This is a genomic window from Nocardioides daeguensis (genome assembly GCF_019192965.1).
Taxonomy (GTDB): domain Bacteria; phylum Actinomycetota; class Actinomycetes; order Propionibacteriales; family Nocardioidaceae; genus Nocardioides; species Nocardioides daeguensis.
This window is the reverse complement of record NZ_JAHTKU010000021.1, coordinates 63,200-87,088: the sequence shown is the minus strand read 5'-3', so window position 1 is coordinate 87,088 and position 23,889 is coordinate 63,200. Positions and strand designations below refer to the sequence as shown.

Annotated in this window: 22 protein-coding genes and 1 pseudogene; 16 read left to right on the top strand and 7 right to left on the bottom strand. The window is 72.0% G+C overall.

What is annotated here, in order from left to right:
* The first annotated feature begins 14 nt into the window (after nucleotides 1–14).
* Nucleotides 15–1,514 carry an NAD(P)/FAD-dependent oxidoreductase gene (locus tag KU893_RS17430; protein ID WP_257441351.1) on the top strand — a complete coding sequence of 500 codons (1,500 nt, stop codon included), beginning with the start codon at nucleotides 15–17 and terminating at the stop codon, nucleotides 1,512–1,514.
* Entirely contained in the window at nucleotides 1,511–2,584 is a 1,074-nt protein-coding gene (locus KU893_RS17425) for an SMP-30/gluconolactonase/LRE family protein (protein ID WP_218235654.1), read from the top strand. The genes KU893_RS17430 and KU893_RS17425 overlap by 4 nt, the downstream gene beginning before the upstream one ends.
* A 98-nt stretch (nucleotides 2,585–2,682) precedes the next feature.
* Here the strand turns inward: KU893_RS17425 and KU893_RS17420 are convergent, their stop codons facing one another.
* Nucleotides 2,683–3,918: an MFS transporter gene (locus tag KU893_RS17420; protein ID WP_257441350.1), complete on the bottom strand. Its 1,236-nt coding sequence runs from the start codon at nucleotides 3,916–3,918 to the stop codon at nucleotides 2,683–2,685.
* A gap of 166 nt (nucleotides 3,919–4,084) precedes the next feature.
* Here KU893_RS17420 and KU893_RS17415 point away from each other — a divergent pair, with 166 nt between their 5' ends.
* The 4 genes from KU893_RS17415 (at nucleotide 4,085) to KU893_RS17400 (ending at nucleotide 6,730) form a co-directional block, all read left to right on the top strand.
* Nucleotides 4,085–4,501 (top strand): hypothetical protein, encoded by a 417-nt coding sequence (locus tag KU893_RS17415; protein ID WP_218235652.1) that lies wholly within the window; start codon nucleotides 4,085–4,087, stop codon nucleotides 4,499–4,501.
* Between the two features lie 9 nt (nucleotides 4,502–4,510).
* On the top strand, nucleotides 4,511–5,017 hold the full coding sequence (locus tag KU893_RS17410) for a MarR family winged helix-turn-helix transcriptional regulator (RefSeq protein ID WP_218235651.1): 507 nt from the start codon (nucleotides 4,511–4,513) through the stop codon (nucleotides 5,015–5,017).
* A gap of 673 nt (nucleotides 5,018–5,690) precedes the next feature.
* Nucleotides 5,691–6,257, top strand: a complete 567-nt coding sequence (locus KU893_RS17405) for an RNA polymerase sigma factor (protein WP_218235650.1) — start codon at nucleotides 5,691–5,693, stop codon at nucleotides 6,255–6,257.
* Complete coding sequence (locus tag KU893_RS17400; RefSeq protein WP_218235649.1) at nucleotides 6,254–6,730, top strand: hypothetical protein; 477 nt, start codon at nucleotides 6,254–6,256, stop codon at nucleotides 6,728–6,730. The genes KU893_RS17405 and KU893_RS17400 overlap by 4 nt, the downstream gene beginning before the upstream one ends.
* 45 nt (nucleotides 6,731–6,775) lie before the next feature.
* On the opposite strand, the gene KU893_RS17395 is transcribed toward KU893_RS17400, so the two are convergent.
* Complete coding sequence (locus KU893_RS17395) at nucleotides 6,776–8,167, bottom strand: S8 family peptidase (RefSeq protein ID WP_218235648.1); 1,392 nt, start codon at nucleotides 8,165–8,167, stop codon at nucleotides 6,776–6,778.
* A gap of 92 nt (nucleotides 8,168–8,259) precedes the next feature.
* Between KU893_RS17395 and KU893_RS17390 the strand changes: the two genes are divergently transcribed.
* From KU893_RS17390 to pabB, 6 genes are all read left to right on the top strand, one after another.
* On the top strand, nucleotides 8,260–10,794 hold the full coding sequence (locus tag KU893_RS17390; RefSeq protein ID WP_218235647.1) for a CHAT domain-containing protein: 2,535 nt from the start codon (nucleotides 8,260–8,262) through the stop codon (nucleotides 10,792–10,794).
* A gap of 29 nt (nucleotides 10,795–10,823) precedes the next feature.
* Entirely contained in the window at nucleotides 10,824–11,765 is a 942-nt protein-coding gene (locus tag KU893_RS17385; protein ID WP_218235646.1) for an esterase/lipase family protein, read from the top strand.
* A 125-nt stretch (nucleotides 11,766–11,890) separates the two neighbouring features.
* The gene (locus KU893_RS17380) at nucleotides 11,891–13,816 is read left to right on the top strand and encodes an anthranilate synthase family protein (protein WP_218235645.1); all 1,926 of its coding nucleotides are present in this window, start codon (nucleotides 11,891–11,893) and stop codon (nucleotides 13,814–13,816) included.
* A gap of 10 nt (nucleotides 13,817–13,826) precedes the next feature.
* Nucleotides 13,827–14,384, top strand: a complete 558-nt coding sequence (locus KU893_RS17375; RefSeq protein ID WP_218235644.1) for a transglutaminase-like domain-containing protein — start codon at nucleotides 13,827–13,829, stop codon at nucleotides 14,382–14,384.
* Nucleotides 14,381–14,926 (top strand): anthranilate synthase component II, encoded by a 546-nt coding sequence (locus tag KU893_RS17370; protein ID WP_218235643.1) that lies wholly within the window; start codon nucleotides 14,381–14,383, stop codon nucleotides 14,924–14,926. The genes KU893_RS17375 and KU893_RS17370 overlap by 4 nt, the downstream gene beginning before the upstream one ends.
* A 16-nt stretch (nucleotides 14,927–14,942) precedes the next feature.
* Nucleotides 14,943–16,187, top strand: a complete 1,245-nt coding sequence (gene pabB, locus KU893_RS17365) for an aminodeoxychorismate synthase component I (protein WP_218235642.1) — start codon at nucleotides 14,943–14,945, stop codon at nucleotides 16,185–16,187.
* 77 nt (nucleotides 16,188–16,264) lie between these two features.
* Here pabB and KU893_RS17360 read toward each other — a convergent pair whose 3' ends face one another.
* Nucleotides 16,265–16,768 (bottom strand): hypothetical protein, encoded by a 504-nt coding sequence (locus KU893_RS17360; RefSeq protein WP_218235641.1) that lies wholly within the window; start codon nucleotides 16,766–16,768, stop codon nucleotides 16,265–16,267.
* Between the two features lie 97 nt (nucleotides 16,769–16,865).
* Nucleotides 16,866–17,285 carry a hypothetical protein gene (locus KU893_RS17355; RefSeq protein WP_218235640.1) on the bottom strand — a complete coding sequence of 140 codons (420 nt, stop codon included), beginning with the start codon at nucleotides 17,283–17,285 and terminating at the stop codon, nucleotides 16,866–16,868.
* A gap of 461 nt (nucleotides 17,286–17,746) precedes the next feature.
* Here KU893_RS17355 and KU893_RS17350 point away from each other — a divergent pair, with 461 nt between their 5' ends.
* The 4 genes and pseudogenes from KU893_RS17350 (at nucleotide 17,747) to KU893_RS17335 (ending at nucleotide 21,132) form a co-directional block, all read left to right on the top strand.
* Entirely contained in the window at nucleotides 17,747–18,091 is a 345-nt protein-coding gene (locus tag KU893_RS17350; protein WP_218235639.1) for a hypothetical protein, read from the top strand.
* A 237-nt stretch (nucleotides 18,092–18,328) separates the two neighbouring features.
* Nucleotides 18,329–19,265: pseudogene (locus tag KU893_RS17345) on the top strand (integrase core domain-containing protein); the annotation flags it as partial.
* 185 nt (nucleotides 19,266–19,450) lie between these two features.
* A complete protein-coding gene (locus KU893_RS17340; RefSeq protein ID WP_218235638.1) occupies nucleotides 19,451–19,609 on the top strand; it encodes a hypothetical protein in 159 nt (52 codons plus the stop codon).
* A gap of 116 nt (nucleotides 19,610–19,725) precedes the next feature.
* A complete protein-coding gene (locus KU893_RS17335) occupies nucleotides 19,726–21,132 on the top strand; it encodes an HNH endonuclease signature motif containing protein (protein ID WP_218235637.1) in 1,407 nt (468 codons plus the stop codon).
* Nucleotides 21,133–21,174: 42 nt separating this feature from the next.
* On the opposite strand, the gene KU893_RS17330 is transcribed toward KU893_RS17335, so the two are convergent.
* Genes KU893_RS17330 through KU893_RS17320 form a run of 3 tightly spaced genes read right to left on the bottom strand, consistent with a single transcriptional unit; the run spans nucleotide 21,175 to nucleotide 23,876 of the window.
* On the bottom strand, nucleotides 21,175–21,738 hold the full coding sequence (locus KU893_RS17330) for a hypothetical protein (protein ID WP_218235636.1): 564 nt from the start codon (nucleotides 21,736–21,738) through the stop codon (nucleotides 21,175–21,177).
* The gene (locus KU893_RS17325; protein ID WP_257441349.1) at nucleotides 21,731–23,155 is read right to left on the bottom strand and encodes a sensor histidine kinase; all 1,425 of its coding nucleotides are present in this window, start codon (nucleotides 23,153–23,155) and stop codon (nucleotides 21,731–21,733) included. The genes KU893_RS17330 and KU893_RS17325 overlap by 8 nt, the downstream gene beginning before the upstream one ends.
* Before the next feature lie 7 nt (nucleotides 23,156–23,162).
* On the bottom strand, nucleotides 23,163–23,876 hold the full coding sequence (locus KU893_RS17320) for a response regulator transcription factor (RefSeq protein ID WP_308167230.1): 714 nt from the start codon (nucleotides 23,874–23,876) through the stop codon (nucleotides 23,163–23,165).
* Nucleotides 23,877–23,889 lie beyond the last annotated feature (13 nt).

Below are 23,889 nucleotides of genomic sequence, written 5' to 3'. Positions count from 1 at the left end.
TCTTCGGAGGCGACGTGCAGACCATCCCGCGACACACCCTGGGCCGGCGCGGCCTGCTCGCCGGAGGTGCCGCCGCGTTCGGCGTGCTCGCCCTCGACGCCCTCGAGGCCGACGTCCAGGCCGGCGTCCGCAAGGGCAGGCTGCCGCGCAAGGTGGACGTCGTCGTGGTCGGCGCTGGCATCGCCGGGCTCGTCGCCGCGAGCCAGGTCAAGCAGGCCGGGCACTCCGTCCTCGTCGTGGAGGCCCGCGACCGGGTCGGCGGCCGGGTGCTCAACCACGAGCTCCCCACCGGCGGCACCATCGAGGCGGGCGGCGCCTTCGTCGGACCCACGCAGGACCACATCAAGAACCTCGCCAGCAGGCTCGGCATCGCGACCTTCGACGAGTACGTCACGGGCAAGAACGTCTACCTGTCCTCGCTGCTGGGCCGGATGGAGTTCACCGGCACGGTGCCGCCCGACCCGACGATCCTGCTCGACGCCGCCCTCGCGCTCAAGCGCCTCAACGCGTTCGCGAAGGAGGTCCCCGTCGACGCGCCCTGGTCGCACCCGCGCGCCGCCGAGTGGGACGCCGTCTCCCTCGGCGACTGGCTGCGCCGCAACACCGTCAACAGCCGGGGCGTCGAGAAGCTCATCCAGTCCTGGACCCAGCCCGGCTTCGGCGCCGACCCCGACCAGATCTCGCTGCTCTTCGTGCTCCACTACATCGCCTGCTCGGGCGACGAGACCCACCCCGGCACCTTCGAGCGCAACTCCGACACCGTCGGCGGCGCCCAGGAGAGCCGGTTCGTCGGCGGCTCCCAGCGGGTCCCGCTCGAGCTCGCCCGCCGCCTGCGCAAGCGGATCGCGCTCAACGCCGCGGTCACGAGGATCGTCCAGCTCCCGCACGGCCGGGTCCGGGTCCACACCCGCCGCGGCAAGGTGAAGGCGCGCCGGGTGATCGTGGCCGCGCCGCCCAAGCAGGTCCTCGGCATCGGCTTCTCGCCCGCCCTGCCCGCCGGCCGCACCGCGCTGCTCGAGCAGGTCCAGATGGGCCGGCTGATGAAGTGCGACGCCGTCTACGACACGCCGTTCTGGCGCGAGAAGGGGCTCACCGGCTTCGGCATCGCCGAGACCGGCGCGGTCCGGGTCGCCTTCGACAACCACGTCACCGACACCGGCCACGGCGTGCTGCTCGCCTTCGTCGGCGGGTCCGCGTGGCAGCAGTACGGCACCCGCTCGTTCGAGGAGCGTCGTACCGCGGTCCTCGAGGGCTTCGCGAAGATGTTCGGCGAGCAGGCGCTGCACCCGATCGACTACACCGAGCACGACTGGACCCGCGAGCAGTGGACGGGTGGCGGGCCGACCGCGATCTACCCGCCGGGCGTGATGGCGACCCACGGCCGGCACATCCGGACGCCGCACGGCCGGGTGCACTGGGCCGGCACCGAGACCTCGACGTACTGGACCGGCTACATGGACGGCGCCGTCCGCTCCGGCGAGCGCGCGGCCCGGGAAGTGCTGGACGCCCTGTGAGGCGACCGCTCGCCCTCGCCCTGACCCTCGTCGCCGCGCTGGCCGGCATGACCGGTCTGGCCGGCCTCGCCGGCCCGGCGTCCGGCGAGCAGGCGTCGCCGGAGAAGTGGCCCACCCGGGTCTTCTCGACCGTCGGCAAGCCCGGCTTCCCGGCGTACGTGCACGTCGCGCCGAACGGGCGGGTCTACGCCGCGACGTACACCAACCCGGCCGGCGACACGATGGCCTCCCGGGTCCTCGAGTGGACCGCCGACGGCACCCTGCTGCGGTCGTGGACCGTGCCCGGCCAGGACCTCGGCCGTCCGCGCGGGGTCCAGGTGGCCACCTCCGATGCCCGCGGCCGCCTGGTCCTGCTGGAGAAGTCCCGCGCCCAGGTGCTCACCCTCAACCTGCGCACCGGCCGGTTCAAGGTGCAGGCGACGCTGCCCGACCTGCCGGGTCCCGGACACCCGATCCCCAACTACGCCGCGTGGGGCCCGGGCGGGAGGCTCTACCTGACCGACTACGGCCAGGGCGTGATCTGGCGTCTTCCCGCGAAGGGCGGCGAGCCGGCGCCATGGCTGCGGTCGAAGACCCTGGCCGGCGCCGGGTTCGGTACGACGGGCATCGTCTACGAGCGCTCCCGCCGCTCGTTCCTGGTCAGCCAGCAGACCACCACCGACCCGCTCGACCTGCTCCGCGGCCACCTCTACCGGATCCCGGTCGCCGCCGACGGCAGCCCCGGCCCGGTCGCGACGGTGTGGACCTCGGGCCCGCTCGACCTGCCCGACGGCTTCGGCGTCGCGCAGTCCGGGAACGTCTACGTCGCGCTGCTCGGGACCAACCAGCTGGTCAAGCTCGGCCCGGACGGCACGCTCCTCGCGAAGTTCCCGCCCGGCCCGGTCCTCGGCACCAACGGCTCGGCGATCCCGTTCGACAGTCCGTCCAACGCGACCTTCCTCGGCACTCGGCTGCTCGTCGCCAACCAGTCGGCGATCCTCGGCACGGCCTCCCACCACGCGATCCTCGAGGTCGAGGTGGGCGAGCCCGGCGCCCCGCTGGTCGTCCCGAAGCGCTCCCGGCTGCGCTGACCGGCCCTGCTCAAGTAACACGCTGTCCACGTAGCGACACGCCGCACGACACGCCGTACGGCTGCTGACAACCGCCGACCTGTCGGGTGGACGGCGTGTTACAGCGGCGCGGGCGCGGGCGCGGCGACCGGCGTCGTACGACGGGTCAGCTGCCATACCGACGGCGCGCCCAGCGCGGCGAGCGAGCTGAGCCCGATCACGGCGGCGACCAGGACCAGCCACCGGTCGGTGCCGACCAGAGCGGCGACCGGACCGGTCAGCGCGAGGCCGAGCGGGCGGCAGACGAACGAGCCGACGAGGTCGAAGGAGTAGACCCGCGCGAGCATGTCCTCGGCGACGTTCTCCTGGATCGCCAGGTCCCAGCTGACGCTGAACAGCTGCAGCCCGACGCCGTGCACGAACGCGCCCGCGAGCACCACGGACAGGTCGTCGGCGACCGCGAGCGCGAGCGGGAAGGCGGCGGTCAGGGACAGCATCAGCACGCCCCAGCGCAGCAGGTGCCGCGGGCGCCAGCGCAGCGCGACCAGGCCGCCGGCGACGAAGCCGAGCATGAGGGCCGAGAGCGCCCAGCCCCAGGCCTCCTTGCTCCACGTGTCGCTCACGACGATCGGCCCGAGCACGCCCTGCACCCCGCCGAAGCACAGGTGGTAGAGCAACGCCTGCCCGATCAGCAGCCACAGCCAGGCGTGCCGGAAGACCTCGCGGGCGCCGTCGGCGAGCTCGGCGAGGAGTCGCTCGCGCTCGGCGCTCACGGCGCTGGGGACGCGGATCATCGCGAAGAGCACCGCCGCGACGGCGTACGTCGCCGCGTCGACCGCGATCGCCCAGCCGGGGCTGGTGACCGCGACGATGACGCCGGCGACGGCGAAGCCGATCGCGAACGCGGTCTGCGTGGCCAGGCTGCGCAGCACGACCGCACGGCCGAGCTGCTCGTCGGTGACCGTCGAGCGGGTCATCGCGTTGGAGGCGGGCTGCGCGATCGCCCCGAGGCAGCCGTTGACCACCCCGATCGCGGTGAGGAACCACAGCGAGCCGTGGCCGGTGATCAGCACCGTCGCGCACGCCGCCTGGCTGACGGCGGTCGCCGCCGACGAGCCCTGCATGAGGAGCTGGCGGGGGAGCCGGTCGCCGAGCACGCCGCCGTACAGGATGGTGAGGACCTCGGCGGCCGAGAACGCGGCGACGACCAGGCCCAGCTGGGTGGCGGTGCCGCCGAGGTCGAGGACGGCAAAGGCCAGCGCCACGGGGGTCATCGCCGACCCCAGACCGCTGACGGCAACGCCTCCGACGAGCAGCCGGAAGTTGCGCGAGCGGAGCGGGGAGGACGGGGGCACCGGAGGAGGATACTTCGCCACCTAAGTATTCGCTCACGAAATACCTGTTTCGGACCGGTCCGCGCCGGGGCAGGCTCGCGCCATGACCGAGCCAGCTGCTCCCTACCTCCCGCCTCCCGGGCCGCCCGGGTCTCCCGGGTCTCCCACGATCCGGCGTCGCTCGTCCATGGCGCTGCGTCACCTCGGCAGCGTGGTCCTCGCCCTCGGGCTGACGCCGATCGGAGTCCTGGTGTTCGACTACGGCGCGGGCAAGTACTACATCGAGCGGGCGCGGAGCATGGACAACTCCGGCGCGCTCGACGAGCTGCTGCTGATGCTGGTCGGCGCCCTGATCCTGCTCGCCGTCGCGGCGACGGCGCGGCTCTCCGGTCTGGGACCGGTGCTGGCCGGCCTGCTCTGGGGCCTGGTGCCGTTCGCGTGGTTCCTCGCCGACATCGAGAGCTTCTTCGACTTCACCCGCGACCTGCCGTCGACGTACTACTGGTTCGCCTCGCCGTCGTACCTGTTCCCGCTGGTCGCCACGATGCTCGTCGGTGCCGGCCTCGCCGGGCGCTGGCGCGGACGGCTGCGCGTCGCGCAGTAGCGTTCGGCCATGGCCGAGGACTGGACGGACCGCCACGTCGCGCGGTGGAAGGACCACTGGCTCGACCTGGCCTTCGACGAGGCCGTCGAGGGCGTGTTCGTCCGGGTCAACCGGATCGACCGCTACCTGCGCCGCGCCAAGCAGCGCGCCGTCGCCGAGGTCGGGCTCACCGACTTCGAGTACGACACCCTGCACGTGCTGATGATCCGCGACACCCCCGGCTCCGCCTCGCCGACCGAGCTCGCCACCGAGCTCGGCGTCTCCGGGGCCGGGATGACCGGGCGCCTCGACGGCCTCGAGAAGGCCGGCTGGATCCGCCGGATCCCCGCCGTGGAGGACCGGCGGCGGGTGATCGTGGAGGTCACCAAGGCGGGCATGGCGATCTGGCGCCAGGCGATGGACCTCCGGGGCCGGGCCGAGGACGACCTCGCGGAGGCCCTCACCGAGCGCGAGCTCGCGACCCTCAACCGGCTCTTGAAGAAGGTCACGGTGCGCTCCGAGGAGCGCGAGGGCTGAGCCCCTCGACGTGAGAAGGGGGTGGCCCGTCCGGCGTCCGGACGGGCCACCCGCTCGCGCCGCACCGACCCCCCACGGGCCGAGAACGCGAGGACGGCGGTCGATCCGGGCCTAGGCAGGCAGGATCGGGCCGCGCAGGTGGAACCGGCGGGCCGCCGCGGGACGGAAACGGGCCGCGGAGCCGCCAGGCCGAGGACGACGGGCGCACCGGGCGCGCCGGCGTCGTACCGGCGCAGGATGAGCAGGACGGCCGCCTGGGTACGACGCAGCCGCGCAGAGGTGTGCTCGACCTCGTCTTCACCGGCCTGGACGTCGAGCTGGGCCTCGCACATGTGCTGCCAGCGGGCCCGGAGCGCAACGACCAGGGCCACGGGGCCGTCGAAGTACGGGCGCCACTCCTCGCGCCAGGGGACCGCCCGCTCATGTCGGTCGCGGCGGCGGCCTCGACCTCGCGGATGATGCGGGTGCGTTCGTGGGTCTCGGTCCAGGTCATGACGGGTTCCTTCCGGGGAGCTGCGGGAGTGCCGCGGTGGGGTGATGGAAGGAGGAGGGGACGGCGGGACCGGGTGATACACCCGGTCTCGACGTATCAGCGGCACTGGTTCGCGGGTCAGAAGTGCGGGACGATGCATCCGCAAGCTCTCGCACCGTGCGAAGGGGGTCGGGTGTGGACGTGAGCTCACCGCTGTCCGCGCTCGTCCCCGCGGCGCGGGAAGGAGACCAGCATGCATGGGATGCGATCGTGGACCGCTTCCTCCCGCTGGTGGACGCGATCATCCGCGGCCACCGGCTCTCGGAGGCCGACGGCGACGACGTCAGCCAGACCGTCTGGCTGCGCCTCGTCGAGCACCTCGGCGACCTGCGCGAGCCCGCGGCGCTGCCCGGCTGGATCCGGACGACGACCCGCAACGAGTGCCTGCGCCTGCTGGCCGCCCGCGGCCGGGTCCGCCCCGTCGACCCGCAGGACGCGACCGGCCTCGACGCGGTCGTCGACGACGTCGCCGGCACCGACCTGCTCGCGGCCGAGAGCCGCCAGCTGCTCCGCGAGGCCCTCGCCGCGCTCCCCGAGGCCCGCCGGGCCCTGCTCCTGCTCCTCCTCGCCGACCCACCTGTGGGCTACGAGGAGATCAGCCGCCGCTTCGGCATCCCCGTCGGCAGCATCGGCCCGACCCGCGCCCGCGCGCTCGAGCAGCTGCGCCGTACCCCCGCGCTGCGCCGACTGGTGGAGGTGACCCCGTGACCGGTCCCCTGGACGACGACGAGCTGATGGCCCTGCTCGGCGAGGCCGTCGCCGAGGAGGCGGCCGTCAGCGACCGGCGGCGTACGGCGGCCCGCGCCGCCCTCACGTGGCGCTCGGTCGACGCCGAGCTGGCCGAGCTGCTCCACGACTCCGCCCTCGACGCGGGCGCCGCCGTACGCTCCGGCTCGGACGAGGGGGGCGAGCCCCGCACCCTGTCCTTCGGCCACAGTGGCCTCACCCTCGAGGTCGAGGTCGAGGGCGAGACCCTCCTCGGTCAGGTGATCGCCGCCGGGGAGGCGGCCTCCGTCACCGAGCCGGCCTCGGTGATGCTGGAACGTCCCGACGCGCACGCCCTGAGTGCCGAGGCCGACGCCTCCGGCTTCTTCCGGCTGGAGGGCGTGCACCCCGGCACCGTCCGGTTCGTCGTCGAGCAGGGCGGCTGGTCGCTCACCACCCCGTGGGTGATGCTCTGACCGCTGGTTGAGGTGCGAGCAGCGCCGGCGACGAGCCTCGAAACGTCAGGTCAGCGGGCCGACGACCTTGATCGCGCCGCCCCGCGGGTCGGTGTGCGGCGCCGCGGTGGCGAGGACGTCTCGCCACGCCTCCCGCGCCGACTGGCCTGTCTCCCGCATCCGGGCGGCGATCAGCCCGGTCACGACCGGGGTGGAGAACGACGTACCGCTCCACCGGGCCAGGCCGTCGAAGGTGCGGACCTCGCCGACGTTCGGCGGCTCGTGGCAGGTGTAGCTGCCCTTCGGGAACGCGTTGACCAGGTCGCGCCCGCGGGCGTACACGTCGACCCACGGACCGACGTTGGAGAAGTCCGACACGCAGGCGTCCGGGTCCACCGATCCGACCGACACCACCCACGGGAAGGCCGCCGGCCAGAACGGCTTGTCGCTGGAGTCGTTGCCGGCCGCCGCGACGATCAGCACGTCCTCCCGCTCGGCCAGCTTGTTGGACTCGCCGAGGAGCTCGAAGCCCAGCAGCGCGAAGTCGCCGCGGGTGTGGGTCCCCGCAGAGATGCTGATGACCTGCGGGTGGTCGTCGTCGTCGATCGCCTCCTGCAGTTGCTGGATGATCTCCGACTCGTAGACCGCGCCGCCGTGCACCAGCACCCCTTCGACCTCGACCCGGGTGTCCGGTGCGAGGCAGCTGATCACCCCGGCGACGAAGGTGCCGTGGCCGGCGTACGGGTGGATCGCGGTCGGGTCGACCGTCTCGACGTCGGAAGGATCGGCCACGACGTCGCCGACCTCGAGCCACGGGGACATCGCGCTGCCGACCGCCTCGGTCCACAGGCCGGTGTCGACCACCGCCACCCGGACCCGGTCGCGGTCCGCAAGCTCTCGCGAGGAGGGCAGGGCCGGGGGCCAGGGCTTGGTGTGGCGGTGCGGGGTCTCGGGTTCGGTGGCGGGGCACATGAAGCCCCGCGGAGTCACGTAGACCACGTGGTCCGGCGTGATCGCGCCTGGTTCGACGACGTGTGAGCGCTCCAGCTCGGCGAGCGTCGCCAAGACGTCGTCCTGACCGTCCACCCGAGACGGCAGTGCGGCCAGCATCAGACCCGGGATCCGTGTCTCCCGGGACTCCAGATCGCCCCTGAACCGCTCCCGGTTCTCATCGGTGCCGAAGTACTCCTCCAGCCGGCCGAGGTCGTGACGCCTCACCAGCGCGTGACCGGGGCGGTAGAGGTAGTGGATGTCAGCGTCGTCGCGCGGTGGCTGCGACCCCTCCACCGGCGCTCCGGAGACGCCCGACTCCTTCATCGCGTCCCTGATGACGCGCACCTGGGCGCGCAGCCGATCGGCGCCGACATCGCGCGGCGGTCGCGGTCGGGTGAGGCGCAGCTTCTCGAGAAGGCTGCGCAGAAGGTCGATCGGCAGGGAGGGACGGATGGGATCGCTCATGGCGGCTCCTGGTGCTGATGACAGGCCGAGAAACCCGTCGGCGGCGCTAACGTATTGCTGCTGTGCAGGTCCCGTAAAGGAGCAGACCGTCGATGGAGGAGCTGCTCGCGCTCGCGCTCGAGGACCCGGACCGGGGCCGAGCCTGGGCAGAGGAGGTCCTGGTCGGTGACTCCGATCCCGTCCGGCGGTCCTACGCGCACCAGTGCCTCGGCATCGTCCACCGCGAGAGGGGCGACCACGGCGCCGCGCTCCGGGAGCTGCGCGCGGCCCTCCGAGACGCGCGCCGGTCGTCCGTCCTCGATCGTGAGCGTGACGTGCGCGCCACGCTGGGAGCGACGCTGGTCTTCGCTGGACGCACGCGATCCGGTCTCCTCCAGCTCGAACGCGCCGCCGCAGGAGCGACCGGCGGGCTCGGCGCACGCATCGGCATGCGACGGGCAGGAATCCTCGTGCTGCTCGGTCGAGACGCCGAGGCGGTGCCGGTTCTCAGGGCCTCACGCGACGCGCTCGTCCTCACCGGCGACGCCGTCTGGGAAGCGCGCGCCCGGATCTGGCTCGGAGACCTGGAGCTGCGGCGCGGTCACCTCGACGTGGCGGAGGAGGAGACGCGCTGCGCAGAAGAGATCCTGGACAGGGAGGGTGCGCAGCTCGAGCGGCTGACCGCCATCGAGAACCGCGCCGACATCGCGATCGCGCGCGGAGACCTGGCGACTGGCCTCCGGATCCATGCAGAGGTCGCTGCTCGATACCGGTCTCTGGGCAGGCAGGTCCGCTATGCAGGGACCGCGACCCGTGCGCGCGCGTACCTCTCGGCCGGCCTCGCACGGGAGGCCGTCGAACTGCTCGATCACTTCCTCGCGCAGCGCGAGATACCTGCTGTCGACCAGGCGGAGCTCCACCTCCTGCACGCCTCGGCTCTCCTGGCGATGGGCGACGCGGTCCCGGCGCTGGCCGAGGCGCGAACGGCACGAACCCTGTTCGGACGCCAGCACCGCCCCTGGCACCGAGCGCGCGCGGAGCTCGCCGAGTTCCAGGCACGCGACCTCGCGCGCGCGCCTTCCAGCCGGGTCCGAGCGGTCGCGCTGGCCGGTCAGCTCCACGCCGAGCGGGCGCACGAGGCCCCATCGGCCCTCACCCTGGCGGGCCGGCTCAGCACGGGCGAGCAGCGTCGTGAGCTGTGGGCCCAGGCCGCGTCGTACCGCCACCACCCGAACGCCCTGGTCCGCGCCGGCGCCTGGCACGCCCGGGCCCTGGCCCGCGAGGAGACGCACGATCGGGGCGGGGTGCTGCGCGCGGCCGCCGCGGGCCTGGACGCGATCGACGAGCACCGGCGACTGATCGGTTCGTCCGAGCTCAGGGCGTTGGCGACCACCCACGGGCGCGAGCTGACCGCCATCGCGCTGCGCCATGCCGCCACTGACGCGAGGACCCTGCTGCGGTGGAGCGAGCGGACCCGGGCGACGGCGCTGGCGCAGCCGCCGGCGACCTCGGACGCGGCGACCATCCCGGCGTCGCTGGCGGCGCTGCGCGACAACGGACGGCAGCTGGCCGAGGCGCGCCAGGAAGGGGCGCCGACCGAGGAGCTCGAGCGGGAGCGGCGTCGGCTGGAGCGGGCGGTGCGGGCGGAGAGCCACACGCTGTCGGCGACCACGGCCGCCCAACAGCGGCCGGCGAGCGTTGAGGAGATCCTCGCGGCGACCGGCGAGACCTGCCTGGTCGAGCTGGTCGACGTCGATGGGGTCCTGCACGTCGTTCTCGCCCACGCCGGGAAGGTACGACGACGGGTGGCCGGCGCGACGAGTGAGATCGCAGCCCTGCTCGGCCCGGCGGCGATGCTGCTGCGCCGCGCGGCCCGCGGCCGGCCGGCCGACACCACGAGCCTCGGGAAGGCCCTCCAGGAGGCGGTCCTCGGCGACGCGGCCGCGCTCCTCCCCGACACCCCGGTCGTGCTCGCGCCCCCGGCCCGGCTGCACGGCCTGGCCTGGTCGCTGCTGCCCACCCTGCACGACCGGCCGTTCGCGGTGGTCCCGTCGGCGGGGCAGTGGCTGCGGGCCCGTGCCTCCACCCCACCGGACCCGGCCAGCACCGTCCTCGTCGCCGGTCCGGCCCTGGCGAGCGGCGGCGCGGAGGTGCCGGTCCTGGCCGGGCGCCACCCGGACGCCGTCCTCCTCGACGGTCCGCGGGCCACGCTCGACGCCGTGCTGGCCCACCTCGACGGCGCCGGCCTGGTCCACCTCGCCGCGCACGGACGGTTCCGGGCCGACAGCCCGCTGTTCTCGGCGCTCGACCTGGCCGACGGGCCGCTGACGGTCCACGACCTGGAGCGGGTCCCGCGGGCGCCGTACCGCGTCGTGCTGTCGGCCTGCGAGTCCGGCGTGCTCGCGCCGGTCGGGGCCGAGGAGCTGCTCGGGCTGGCGGCAGCGCTGTTCTCCCTCGGCACCGCCGGCCTGGTCTGCAGCGTCGGCGAGGTCAACGACGCCGCCACGGCCGCCCTGATGGTCGACCTGCACGCGGCGCTCGCCGTCGGCAGCGACCCGGCCACCGCCCTGTGCGAGGTGCGCCGTCGCGCCGCAGGCGACCCGGTCGCGGCCGGCACCGCAGCGGCGTTCCTGGCCCTGGGCGTGTGACCGACAGAACCTGTTCTCGTTGGGAGGACATGCTGCGCCGTGCCCTGACCACCGTCGCCGTCCTGCTCGCCCTGCTCGGCGGCCTCCTCGCCGCACCCGCACCGGCGCGGGCGGACACGAAGCCGCTGCCGGTGCCCTACAGCTTCCTGCCCAACGCCGCCTTCGGCGGCGTACCCGGGGCGAACGCCCCCGGCACCAACGACTTCGGCTGCAGGCCCACGCCCGCCCACCCGCGCCCGGTGATCCTGGTCCACGGCCTGCTCGGCAACCGTTCCACCAACTGGCAGACCTACGGCCCGTTGCTGAGGAACAACGGCTACTGCGTGTTCTCGCTGACCTACGGCGTCGAGTACGACGTCACCCCGGTCAACCTGTTCGGCGGCCTGGACGACATGCGGGTCAGCGCCCGCCAGCTCAAGAGGTTCGTCACGACGGTGCTCAGGGCGACCGGTGCGACGAAGGTCGACCTGGTCGGGCACTCCGAGGGCACGGTGATGCCGCAGTGGTACCTGAAGTTCCTCGGCGGCGCGAAGCGCGTCGAGAACTACGTCGGCCTCGCCTCGGCGTACCGCGGCACCCGGGTCGCCTCGCTCGGCGACGTCGTGGCCGGCGTCCTCCCTGACGGCATGCTTCCGACCGGGTGCCGGTCGTGCCTGCAGTTCTCGCCGACCTCGAGGTTCATGAAGAAGCTCCACGAGGGCGGCATGGTCCAGCCCGGGGTGCGCTACACCAGCATCGTCACGAAGTACGACGAGCTGGTGCTGCCCTACACCAACGGCATCCTGCCCGGCGTGCACAACGTGGTGCTCCAGGACGTGTGCAAGCAGGACTACTCCGAGCACTTCCAGATCGCCTCGAGCCGCAACGCCGCCCAGCTCGTGCTCAACGCGCTCGACCCGGAGCACCCGCGCCCGGTCCGCTGCGCGCTGGTGCTGCCGTTCGTCGGCGAGCTGGTTCCCGGACTGCTCTGATCGAGCGCGCCCCATTCGAATAGGTCGCCGATCCGGCCGATCCACGACGAATTCGCCTGGGGCGCGGCGATCCAGCGGGTGGAGGGGGGCATCCCTGGGACCCCGACCCCGCATAGGCTTCGGTCATGCCTGAACAGCCCAGCACCGCCCTCACCGCCCGGGAAGCCATCGCGGCCGTCCAGGGGCACGAGGCCTGGGCGATCATCCGGCGCTCCACCCGCGCGGGCGACCGCGACACCGTCGGCGTCCTCGGCGGCACCCGCAGCGTGGTCGAGTCGATCATGGACATCCCGCTCGAGACGGGCGTGCCGGAGCCGGGGCACATCTGCGACCGGCTGGTCGCCGTACCGTTCCGCCAGGTCGGCGAGCGCGGCTTCGAGGCCCACGACGACGGTACGCCGCTCGTCGTGGTCGACGTGCAGAGCGAGCACGAGTTCTCCGTCGCCGACGTGATCGCCGCGATCGACCCGGTCGACGTCGACTTCACCGACCGCGGCGGCTTCGAGACGTCCGACGAGGACTACGGCAAGCTGGTCGAGCAGATCATCAGCGAGGAGATCGGCCAGGGCGAGGGCGCGAACCTCGTCATCGGGCGCAACTACCGCGCCGTCGTCGCCGACTTCGGCCCCGACGTCGCGCTCACCGTCCTCCGCCGGCTGCTCGAGCGCGAGCGCGGCGCCTACTGGACCTTCGTCTTCTTCACCGGCGACCGCTTCCTCATCGGCGCCTCGCCCGAGCGACACGTCTCCGTCCACGGCGGCGACGTCCGGATGAACCCGATCTCCGGCACCTTCCACCTGCGTCCGCCCGCCGGCGAGACCCGCAGCACCGAGGCCCGGATCGCTGAGTTCCTCAAGGACGAGAAGGAGATCTACGAGCTCTTCATGGTCGTCGACGAGGAGCTCAAGATGATGTGCGACATCTGCACCGAGGGCGGCCAGGTGCTCGGCCCGTTCCTCAAGCCGATGACCCACCTCATCCACACCGAGTACCTCCTCGCCGGGCGCACCACGCGCGACGTCCGCGAGGTCCTGCGCGACACCATGTACGCCGCCACGGTCACCGGCTCGCCCGTCGAGAACGCGTGCCGGCTGATCAAGGCCTACGAGCCCGAGGGCCGCGGCTACTACGCCGCGGCGCTGGCGATCTTCGGCCGCGACGAGGCCGGCGAGGCCGTCCTCGACAGCCCGATCGTGCTGCGTACCGCCGACGTCTCACCCGCCGGCGAGCTGAAGGTGACCGCCGGAGCCACGCTCGTGCGCGACTCCGTGCCGGCGTACGAGGTCGCCGAGACGCACGCCAAGGCCGGCGGCATCCTGTCCGCCTTCGGCCTGGTCCCGCCGGCGCCCGTCCCCACGACCGACATCGCCACCCTCGTCGCCGACGAGGAGGTGCTGATCGCGCTCAACGCCCGCAACAACCGGCTCTCCGGCTTCTGGCTCGCCGACCAGGCCGGTACGCCGGTCGACCCGCGCCTGGCCGGGAAGTCCGCCGTCATCCTCGACGGCGAGGACGACTTCGTGAACATGCTGCGCCACATGCTCGCCCGGATGGGCATGACCAGCTCGGTCGTCCGGCACGAGGAGTACGCCGACGGCGTGCTCGACGGCTACGACCTGGTCATCGTCGGGCCGGGCCCCGGCGACCCGCGCGACGACGCCGACCCGAAGATGGGCCAGCTGCGCGCCGCCGTCGCCTGGCTGCTGGCCAACGAGAAGCCGTTCGTCGCGGTCTGCCTGGGCCACCAGGCGCTGTGTCACCAGCTCGGCATCCCGCTCGCCTACAAGGACATCGTCTTCCAGGGCACCCAGGCCACCGTGCTGCTCGACGGCCGCCCGCAGAAGGTCGGCTTCTACAACACCTTCGTGGGCCGGGTCTCCCCGGAGGTCGAGCTGCCTGCCGGGATCCGGGTGGACGCCGACACCGACACCGGCGACGTCCACGCGCTGGCCGGCCCGCACTTCCGCGGCGTCCAGTTCCACGCCGAGTCGATCCTCACCGAGCGTGGCTTCGACATCGTCCACGACCTGGTCTCCGGCGTCCTGCTCTGAGCGTCGTGACGTGGAGCTGATCGCAGGGTCGCCGGCGTCGTACCTCGCAGCGGACGACGTCGTCGAGGCCCGCGCGCCGGAGGTCGTAGCCCTGGCCGAGCGGCTTGGCGCGGGCGCGCTGGACGACGCGGCGTTCGCGGCGGCGGCGTTCGCGTGGGTGCGCGACAAGATCGCCCACGCGGGCGATGCGGGAGACCCGCGGTTCGCCGTCACGGCGACCGAGGTGCTCGCCGACGGCGTCGGCTGGTGCTACGCGAAGGCACATCTGCTCGCCGCCGTACTTCGCGCCGGAGGCGTGCCGACGGGGTTGTGCTACCAGTGGCTGGCCGACGGCGACGGGTACGTCGTGCACGGCCTGGTCGCCGTCCACCTCGACGGCGGCTGGCACCGGCAGGACCCGCGCGGCAACAAGCCGGGCGTGGCAGCGGAGTTCTCGCTGGGCGAGGAACGCCTGGCCTGGCCGGTGGATCCGGCGGCGGGCGAGATCGACTGGCCCGAGGTGCACGTCGTAGCGGCGCCCGGCGTGGTCGCCGCGCTGCGCCGCGGCGAGCTGGCGGTCGCGTTGTGAGTCCCCCCGACGTCGTGGTCGTCGACCACCGCGACTCCTACACCTGGAACCTGGTCCACCTGATCGCCGGCGTCACCGGCGTGCTGCCGAGCGTCGTCCAGTGGGACGACGAGGTCGACCTGTCGGCGTACTCCCACGTCGTGCTGTCCCCGGGCCCGGGCCACCCCAGCGAGTACGACTGGCGCTTCGACGATGGTCGCCCGGTGCTGGGCGTGTGCCTCGGTCTGCAGGGGATGGTGCTCGCGTTCGGGGGCGAGGTGGGCCGGGTCGAGCCGGCTCACGGCACGGTCGAGGCGGTCACCCACGACGGCCGCGGTGTGTTCGCCGGGCTCCCGTCGCCGCTCGCCGCCGTGCGCTACCACTCGCTCGCCGCCACCCGGCTGCCCGACGGGCTCGAGGCCACGGCCTGGGCGGCCGACGGCACGATCATGGGGGTGCGGCACCGGACGCTGCCGATCGAGGGCGTGCAGTTCCACCCCGAGTCGGTGCTCTCGGAGCACGGCGCGCGGCTGGTCGCGAACTTCCTCGCCATGGGACGCTGACCCGCATGGTGGCCGGATGGTGACCCAGGGCGACCCCGCCGAGGCGTTCGCCCGGATCCAGGCGCGCCACGCCCGCTGCGTTTGGCTCGACGGCGGCGGTGCCCGCGACTGGTCCCGTCGCCGCTCGATCCTCGGCTGGCTCGACGACGACGACGTCTCGCTGACCTACGACGCGGCGACCCGCGAGGTGACCCGGCACGCCGGCGGCCGGTCCGTGGTGGTCGGCGACGACCCGTTCACCGTGCTGGAGGCCGAGCTCGCCGACGGGAGGCCGAGCGACCAGTGGTTCGGCTACTTCGGGTACGCCGCCCGCGCCGACCTGCCCGCCGTACCCGACCCCGACCTGCCGGACGCGGTCTGGCTGCGTCCCTCCCACCTCCGCGAGTACGAGCACCCGGTCGCGGCCCCGACCGCCACCGTCGGCATCAGCGCCGACGAGCCGAGCGCCACTCCGCCGGACTACGCCCGGGCCTTCGCCGCGGTCCAGGAGCACCTGCGCGCGGGCGACTCCTACGAGGTCAACCTGACCCACCGGATCCGGGCCGGCAGCCCGCTCTCCCCGGCCGCGGCCTACCTCCGCCTACGGGCTCTGAATCCCGCTCCCTACGCGGGTTTCCTCCAGCACGACGTCGACGGCGCGCGCGCCTGGCTGCTCAGCTCCTCGCCCGAGCGCTATGCCCTGGTCGACGAGGACCGGGTCCTCGAGACCAAGCCGATCAAGGGCACCACCGCGCGCGGCGGCACCCCCGCCGAGGACCAGGAGGCGCGCGACCGGCTGGCGAGCGACCCCAAGTTCCGCTCCGAGAACCTGATGATCGTCGACCTGCTCCGCAACGACCTCGCGACGGTCTGCGAGGTCGGCAGCGTCGAGGTCCCCACCCTGATGGACGTCGAGTCCTACGCCTCCGTGCACCAGCTGGTCTCGACCGTCCGCGGCCGGCTGCGCGCCGACGTCACCACCGTCGGCGCGCTCAAGGCGCTCTTCCCCGCGGGCTCGATGACGGGCGCCCCCAAGCTGCGTACGATGGAGATCATCGAGGAGGTCGAGGCGACCCCACGCGGGGCCTACTCCGGCGCCTTCGGCTGGGTCTCCGGCGACGGCCGCGCCGACCTCGGCGTCGTCATCCGCACCCTCACCACCGCCGGAGAGGACTACGTGCTCGGTACGGGCGGCGGGATCACGGTCGCCAGCGACGTCGACGAGGAGTGGGCCGAGACGGAGTGGAAGGCCGCACGGCTGCTCCAGGCGATCAACCCGTAGGGGTGCTTGGGCGCGAGTGGGTGTCCGGATCTGCCGAGAAGCGCGCAGTGGGTGTGCGGACAGATCCTGCGGGACGATCAGCGCGTCAGTGGCTCACGGGACGCCGTGTTCACCGCTTGCACGAAGGTCGGGTGAGCGCCAGTGAGCACGAGGTCGTCGTCTCGCGTCATGCGGATGCCCACGTTGTTCTTGACCGCATTAATGGTTCCGAGGACCACTCCACCCGCCATGAACGCGAAGCCAGAGCCGACGAACAGCCCTGCGTCGTCGTCGCCAACGGTGGCTGTTGCCATGAGGGCACAGACACCGATCAACGCGACCAGCCAGGCCAGGCGCCTGTTGTTGCGCCAGCGCTCATGGACCTCGTGGCTGAACGGGAGCGTGACGCGGTAACGGCGCGAACTCATCATGCCGGCAATGAAGAAGCCGACGATGGTGAAGAGCAGGAGAAGCGTGACCCACGCTGGCGTGGTGTGACCGCGCAGGGTCACGCGGTCGTGGGTGACGCGACCAGTCTTGACACAGACGTCGAGGTCGATGAGAACAGTGCTCCCCGCACGACCCAAGATCACATCAGCCATGCGTTGAGGCTAGGGGGAGGGACCGCAACTGCACGTGAGATCCGCGCGGATCTGCCGCGATCCACTCGGTCATGCCGATGAGCCGTGTTCCATTCGGTCATCGCCTCGTGGGCACCAGTCGAGCTTCGACTGCGGTGCTCAGCAACGCGATCTGGTCACGGGTCAGGTCGACGGCGATCGACTGCGCGCAGTCGGCCAGCGCGACCAGACGACGTGGACCCGGCGCCCACGCCGACGCATCGAACGAGTAGGGCGCGAACGCGACGAACGCATCCCATACGGCGACCTCGCCGTTCTGTCGGACCCCTGTCCGGCGGTAGAGCCGGTCTTCCCCCCGCTTGGGCGTCCTCAGCGAGCTCAAGTGCTCGGCTGCCTCGCGCACTTCGGTCGGCCACTCCGCCGCCATGGACCACGGGATGTCGGTCTCGAAGGTCGCGACGTCCGGTGCCGCGAGCGCAAGAAGCTCCCGGCACAGCTCAACTCGCTCAGAGGTGCTCAGTCCGTCCGTCTTGACCACGTACTTGTTCCGCGACACCACACGGTCAGGTTGTCACGAAACCGTCCGGATCTGCCGCGATCCGTGCGACAGCGCCTCCCTTGCTGCCTGGTGAGCAATTCCAGCTTGCGAGCTTGAGAAGTGGGAATTGCGAGCAGCCCCCCGCCCGCGGGGGTTGCTCCGGCTGAGCAGCCGTTCCGGCCGCGCGGACCCATGCTGGCCACAAATCAAAGAGCAGAGGATTTACCCGGTCGAGGGCATGCACAGGGCACAGCGAAACTGCCATCGTCGCGCTCATGGACGACCGGGCCACGACACGCATGCCCAAGAACGTCGACGGCCCCGCGTAAGCCCTCAGGACGGTCGACCAGCGAGCGACGGGCTCGATCGTCATCCCGGTCGCCGTCATGGTGCTCGTCCTGGCGACGGCGTGCGCAGCACTGGCGCAGATGGCGTCGGCCCCGCCTGCGCACGTGCGCGACATGACCCTGAACCAGGCCCGGAACGAGACTCGGTTCCTGGTGCAGGTCAAGAGATACTTCGCCGACGCCCCCGCGAAGGCTCGACGTGCCACCGATGCCATCTACATCGCCGAAGGCGACCACGCCTGTCGATGGCTCTCGCGGGAGCCCCCTGTCACCGCAGAGGCGCCCAACCAGACCTCCGGCGAGCTGTACCGACGGTACGTCCGTACCGTCGAACCCACTCCGACGTGGCCCTTCGGCCGCAGAGGTGTTCGCGGCGACGTCATCTACAACGCCTGGGACTTCCTGTGTCCGAACCTCCGCGACTCCCGCACCTGGACACCCCCGCCAGAGGCCGACTGAACCGCCGATACAAGCTCCTGTCGGGACACTCGACGGCGGCCTGGGCGTCACCGAGGCACCGAGCCCGGCAAGGAACTCATCGTCACCGACCTGCCGAGCTATCCCTCGTCCTGGTACCGGACTGAGTCGTAGGATTCGTCTGTCATGTCGCAGGACATGGGTGACAGTTCTGCATCAGGACATAGGTGACACTTCCGGTGGTATTGGTGGTGACACTTCGCCCGCGAGGCTTCGGCGGTGCCGACTCGTGAACCCATTGATCCCCGTCTCGCGATCTCACAGTGGCCCGACGACGCTCCTCGTGGGGCGGTGACGACGTTCTGTGCCGAGCACGGCATCTCGCGCAAGTCGTTCTACGAGCTCCGCAAACGCGCCGCTGTCGATGGCCCGGCTGCCGTGCTCGAGCCCCGGACTCGCAGGCCCAAGTCGAGCCCGTCGAGGCTGAGTGAGGAGGTCAAGACGCAGGCCATTCAGGTGCGCGCCGCGCTGGAAGCCTCAGGCCTCGATCATGGGCCGATCAGTGTGCACGACAAGATGAAGGCGATGGGCCTGGAGCAGGTCCCCTCGGTCGCGTCGCTGGCCCGGACCTTCCGCGAGGCAGGAGTCGCGCGACTTGAGCCCAAGATGCGACCCCGTTCGGCATGGCGACGGTTCGTGTACCCCAACCCGAACGCGTGCTGGCAACTCGACGCCACCGAGTACGTCCTGACTGGTGGCCGCAAGTGCGTGATCTTCCCAGCTCATCGACGACCACTCCCGCTACGCCGTCGCATCCCACGTCGCCTGGGGCGAAACGGTCATGGACGCCATCCGGGTCGTCGACAAGGCCATCATTGCCCACGGCGTGCCGCAACGGCTGCTGAGCGACAACGGACTCGCGTTGAACCCCTCGCGGCGTGGCGTTGTCGGCCAACTCGTCGATCACGTGGCCCGGCTGGGGGTCGAGGCGATCACCGGCAAGCCCTACAAGCCGACCACCCAAGGCAAGAACGAACGCTTCCACCAGACTCTGTTCCGCTACCTCGACAAGCAGCCCCTGGCTGCATCACTGGCCGAGCTGCAGGCACAGGTCGACACGTTCGACAACATCTACAACACCCAGCGTCCGCATCAAGGACTGCCGGGGCGGGTCACCCCAGCCGCAGCGTGGGCAGCGACCCCGAAGGCCGACCCACCCTGACCCAACACCGAGCGGAGTTGGCTCGGCCGTCCCGCCGTCGCACGTCGGACACCGCGACGGCAACGACCAGCTGACCCACGGCCAACGCTCGTGTCCGGAAGGTCAACTCTGCCGGCGGCGTCCACATCGACAAGGTCTTCTACAAGCTCCATGTCGACCACGCCTTCAAACAGGTCCTCGTGATCACCGATGGGGACCGATTCACCGTCACCGTCACCGACTTCGACGGCGTGATCATCGCCGAGCTCACCCGCGCGGCCCCCGGCGTGCGCTACGTCGGCAACGGTCGCCCAAGCGGCCCCCGCCCCAAAGACCAGGATTCGTCACGGAAGTCCTGATACATCAACTGTCACCGATGTCCTGATACAGAACTGTCACCGATGTCCTGAGACATCACAAGGAACTCGCCCCCCGAGACTCTTGACTCGAACACACGTTCGAGTAGACTGAGCGCATGTCTTCTCTCGGGGCGCTCGACCAGGCCACAGCCGTGGCCGAGCGTGCCGCGGAGCTGGCCGGTGAGGACTGGGACGTGCTCGCCGGTCCGGACGCGGTGGCGGGCGTGGAAGCGGTGGTTGCCGCGCGCTCGTTCCTCGATGCCGCCCTGTTGCGCGGCATCGCACGTGTTGAGGCCACCGACGCGGTGCGTGGCCTCGGGTGGGCGACGGTCAAGGACTTCTTGACCCACCTCACCGGTGGCCACAAGGGCAGCGGTGGCGGGCTGGTCCGGGCGGTGGAGCAGCTACGGGACCTGCCCGAGGTCCAGACCGCCCTCGAGACTGGTCGGGTCACCCTGCCCCAGGCCCGCGCGATCGCGGCCAAGGTGCACACCCTGCCCCGGGTGCCGCAGTTCCGAACCGCGGTCGCCGGCGCGATGCTGGACCTGGTCGACACCCACGGCCACGACGCCTCCGACCTGCAGACCGCGTTCAGCGACGTGGTGCGCGAGCTCGACCCCGACAGCGCGATCGTCGACGCCGAGAAGGAGAAGGCGAAGGCCGAACGCGCTGCCCACCACGCCCGGCACCTGTCCTTCGCCGAGGACGGCCACGGCGGAGTGCGCCTCAAGGGCTACGGCACCGTCGAAGACGCGGAGAGGATCAAGGCCACCCTGCACCCCCTCGCGGCTCCGGTCACCACCGAACCCGGTGCCTGTGGCGGGGTGAGCCGCCGGCCGGGTGAGGCGATGTTCGACGAGAACGGTGTCGCCACCAGCGCACCCTGTCTGACCCCGGAGTGTGGGCATGATGGCCGCGACCCGCGGCAGGCCGGGGCCCGGTTGTGGGACGCCCTGGTCGATGCCTGTGACCGGCTCGCCGCCACCGACGAGCTTCCTCGTGACCACGGGTCGAAGCCGCGGGTGGTGGTCCTCATCGACCAGGACAGCTTGAAGCAGCAGGTGATCGATGCTGGTCTGGCCCGCAACGGGCACACCCCGACCGGTGCCCGGTTCTCCGCGAGCGCCGTACGACGCATGGCGTGCGATGCCGAGATCATCCCGAGCGTCCTCGGCGCCGAAGGCCAAGTTCTCGACGTGGGCCGGGCCCAACGTCTGGTGACCGCCGCGATCTGGATGGCGTTGGTCGTCCGCGACCGGCACTGTGCCTTCCCGGGCTGTACCCGGATGCCGTTGGCCTGCGATGCCCACCACGTCGTCCACTGGGCCGACGGCGGCGCCACCAGCCTCGACAACCTCGTCATGCTCTGCCGTCACCACCACGTCCTGGTCCACCAGACCCCCTGGGCCGTCCACATCGACCCCGACACCCGACAACCCGTGTGGACCCCACCACCCAGGCACACCCTCGACAGCCTCCGCGGGAGAGCGACCTACCGACCCGCCCGACCACGCGCCGCTTGAGGCGACGGGCACGGTTCTGGGAGCCGAGGACCTCCGAGGCGATCAGCTCGGGTCGGAGCCGGCCCCCGTCTGGGCCGCGTGGCTCGACAGCGTGGTGAGGGTGGCTACGACGCCGCGCACGACCCGCTTCTCGTCGTACGGCGCCGGGTCGACGACGTCGACCTTCTGGATCAGGTCGCCGTTCTGGACGAAGCCGGTGACGTAGAGCTGGTCCTTCGTCGCGTTGACGACGACCCGGGCGTCGTCGGCCTGGTCGACGGTAGGGGTGCGGACGTCGGCGTCGACCTGCTGGCCCATCGTCTTCCACGCCTGGTCGAGGGTGCCGGGGAAGAGCAGGTAGTTGGCGGAGACCACCGCCTCGCCACTGCCCTCGGCCGGGGTGAAGCGGCACTCCGGCTTCGTCGGCGTGCCGGCGTGCTCGGTGGCCTCGATCCCGAACTGCGCCTTGACGAACGCCGCGTCGAGCACGTCGCAGGGATTCCACCGCGCCACCGGAGTGGTCGGCAGGTCCGGCTTCGGGCCGACCTTCTCGTCGCCGCCGCAGCCGGCGAGGGCGAGCGGAGCGAGGAGGGCCGCGACGAGGGCGGTACGACGGAGGTCAGGCATGGGGGTTGTTCTCCCGTCCGGGCAGCTTGAGCACGAGGCGTGCGCCACCGCTGGCGTTGGCGGTGGCTTGGACCGAGCCGGAGTGGCGTTCGGCGACCTGGCGCACGATCGCCAGGCCGAGGCCCGATCCGGGCATGGTGCGGGCGTCGTCGGAACGCCAGAACCGGTCGAAGATCCGGGTCCGGTCCGTCTCGGCGATCCCGGGGCCCTGGTCGTCGACGGTGAGCACGCCGTCGCTGAGGCGGACGGTCACCTGACCGCCCTCGGGGCTCCACTTCGCGGCGTTGTCGAGCAGGTTGGTCACGGCCCGCTCCAGCTCGGCGTCCTCGCCGATCACCCACCACGGCCGGGTGAAGACCTCGAACTCCAGGCTGGGAGCGCGGCGTCGCACCCGCTGCACGGCGTGGTCGACGACGTCGGCCAGGTCGACCGGCTCGACCTGGATCGGCATCGGCTCGTCGCGGGCCAGCTCGGTGAGGTCGCCGATGAGGGTGGTGAGCTCCTCGATCTGCGCCCGCACGTCGTCGAGCAGCTCGTCGCGCGCGTCGGCCGGCAGGGCGGCGAGGCCGTCGGGGCTGCGTGCGGTCATGGTCAGCAGGTCGATGTTGGTGCGCAGCGCCGTCAGCGGCGTGCGCAGCTCGTGGCCCGCGTCGGCGATCAGCTCGCGCTGCCGGATCCGGCTCGCGTCGAGTGCGACCAGCAGGTGGTTGAACGCCGTCGACAGCCGCGCCACCTCGTCGTCGCCCTCGATGGCGAGCGGGGTGAAGTCCTCGGTGCGCGCGATCTCCTCGACCGACGCGCTCAGCCGGCGTACTGGCCGCAGGCCGTTGCTCGCGACCGCCCAGCCCGCCAGTCCGGCCACGAGCACGCCGAAGAAGCCGAACGCGACGGTCACCCAGCCGAGGCGGCGCAGGGTGCGGTCCTGGTCGACCAGCGGCTGGGCGATGATCAGCGCGATCCCGCTCTGCTGGGTGGGGACGGCGACCACGCGGTAGCGCTCGCCCGCCAGTACGACGGTGCGCAGGCTGCGGTCCTGCTTGCCCTGCGCCACCTCCAGCTCGGACTGGCCGAGCTCGAGGGTCGGTCCGCGGTCGAGGATGCGCAGCGTGCCCTGGTTGAAGTCGAGGATCGCGATCCGGACGTCACCCGCGCCGAGCGCCCACGAGGGGATGCCCTGCGAGCCGGCCTGGAGCAGGCTGTCGGAGTCGGCCGCCTTCTCGGCGCGATCGACCAGCGCGTTGTCGAGGGTGTCCTGCATCTGCACGCGGGCGGTGATGTAGGCGCCCACGGCCACCAGCGCGACCGACATGCCGACCGCGATCGTGGTCAGCCAGATCACCCGGCTCGCCAGCGAGCGGCGGTAGTGCCAGCGACCGTCGGCGCCCTGGCCGACCGTGAGGCCCCAGGGAACCGTCACGTCCGGCTCATGTCTCCGTCGCGCGCAGGACGTACCCGATGCCGCGGACGGTGTGGATCAGCCGGGGCTCGCCCTCGGCCTCGGTCTTGCGGCGCAGGTAGCCGACGTACACCTCGAGGGAGTTGGCGGTCGTGGGGAAGTCGTAGCCCCACACCTCCTCGAGGATGAAGCTGCGGTCGAGCACCCGGCGTGGACGGCGCAGGAACATCTCCAGCAGCGTGAACTCGGTGCGGGTCAGCTCGATCAACCGGCTGCCGCGGCGCACCTCGCGGGTGGTCACGTTCATGGTGAGGTCGGCGAAAGAGAGGACCTCCTCCTCGGCGCCGTCGTCGACCGGCGTCACCCGCCGCAGCAGCGCCCGCAGCCGGGCGAGCAGCTCCTCGAGCGCGAACGGCTTCGTCAGGTAGTCGTCGGCCCCCGCGTCGAGTCCCTCCACGCGGTCGCCGACGGCGTCGCGCGCGGTCAGCACCAGGATCGGGACGTCGTTGCCGGCCGCCCGCAGCGCCCGGGTCGTCTCGAGACCGTCGAGCTTGGGCATCATCACGTCCATCACGACGACGTCGGGCGCGACCGCGCCGATCCCCGCCAGCGCCTCGGCCCCGTCGCCGGCCAGGTGGACGTCGTAGCCGTTGAACACCAGGGAGCGTCGCAGCGACTCCCGCACCGCGCGGTCGTCGTCGACGACGAGGACGCGGTGGGGCACGGCGGGACGGGTGGGCACCCTCCCATCATGT

Bases quoted from the DNA above. Each gene is read 5' to 3' on its own strand.
- KU893_RS17415 (WP_218235652.1), top strand. From the start codon at position 4,085: ATGGCGCTGCGTCACCTCGGCAGCGTGGTCCTCGCCCTCGGGCTGACG.
- KU893_RS17410 (WP_218235651.1), top strand. From the start codon at position 4,511: ATGGCCGAGGACTGGACGGACCGCCACGTCGCGCGGTGGAAGGACCAC.
- KU893_RS17395 (WP_218235648.1), bottom strand. From the start codon at position 8,167: ATGAGCGATCCCATCCGTCCCTCCCTGCCGATCGACCTTCTGCGCAGC.
- KU893_RS17390 (WP_218235647.1), top strand. From the start codon at position 8,260: ATGGAGGAGCTGCTCGCGCTCGCGCTCGAGGACCCGGACCGGGGCCGA.
- KU893_RS17385 (WP_218235646.1), top strand. From the start codon at position 10,824: ATGCTGCGCCGTGCCCTGACCACCGTCGCCGTCCTGCTCGCCCTGCTC.
- KU893_RS17380 (WP_218235645.1), top strand. From the start codon at position 11,891: ATGCCTGAACAGCCCAGCACCGCCCTCACCGCCCGGGAAGCCATCGCG.
- pabB (WP_218235642.1), top strand. From the start codon at position 14,943: ATGGTGACCCAGGGCGACCCCGCCGAGGCGTTCGCCCGGATCCAGGCG.
- KU893_RS17360 (WP_218235641.1), bottom strand. From the start codon at position 16,768: ATGGCTGATGTGATCTTGGGTCGTGCGGGGAGCACTGTTCTCATCGAC.
- KU893_RS17350 (WP_218235639.1), top strand. From the start codon at position 17,747: ATGACCCTGAACCAGGCCCGGAACGAGACTCGGTTCCTGGTGCAGGTC.
- KU893_RS17335 (WP_218235637.1), top strand. From the start codon at position 19,726: ATGTCTTCTCTCGGGGCGCTCGACCAGGCCACAGCCGTGGCCGAGCGT.
- KU893_RS17330 (WP_218235636.1), bottom strand. From the start codon at position 21,738: ATGCCTGACCTCCGTCGTACCGCCCTCGTCGCGGCCCTCCTCGCTCCG.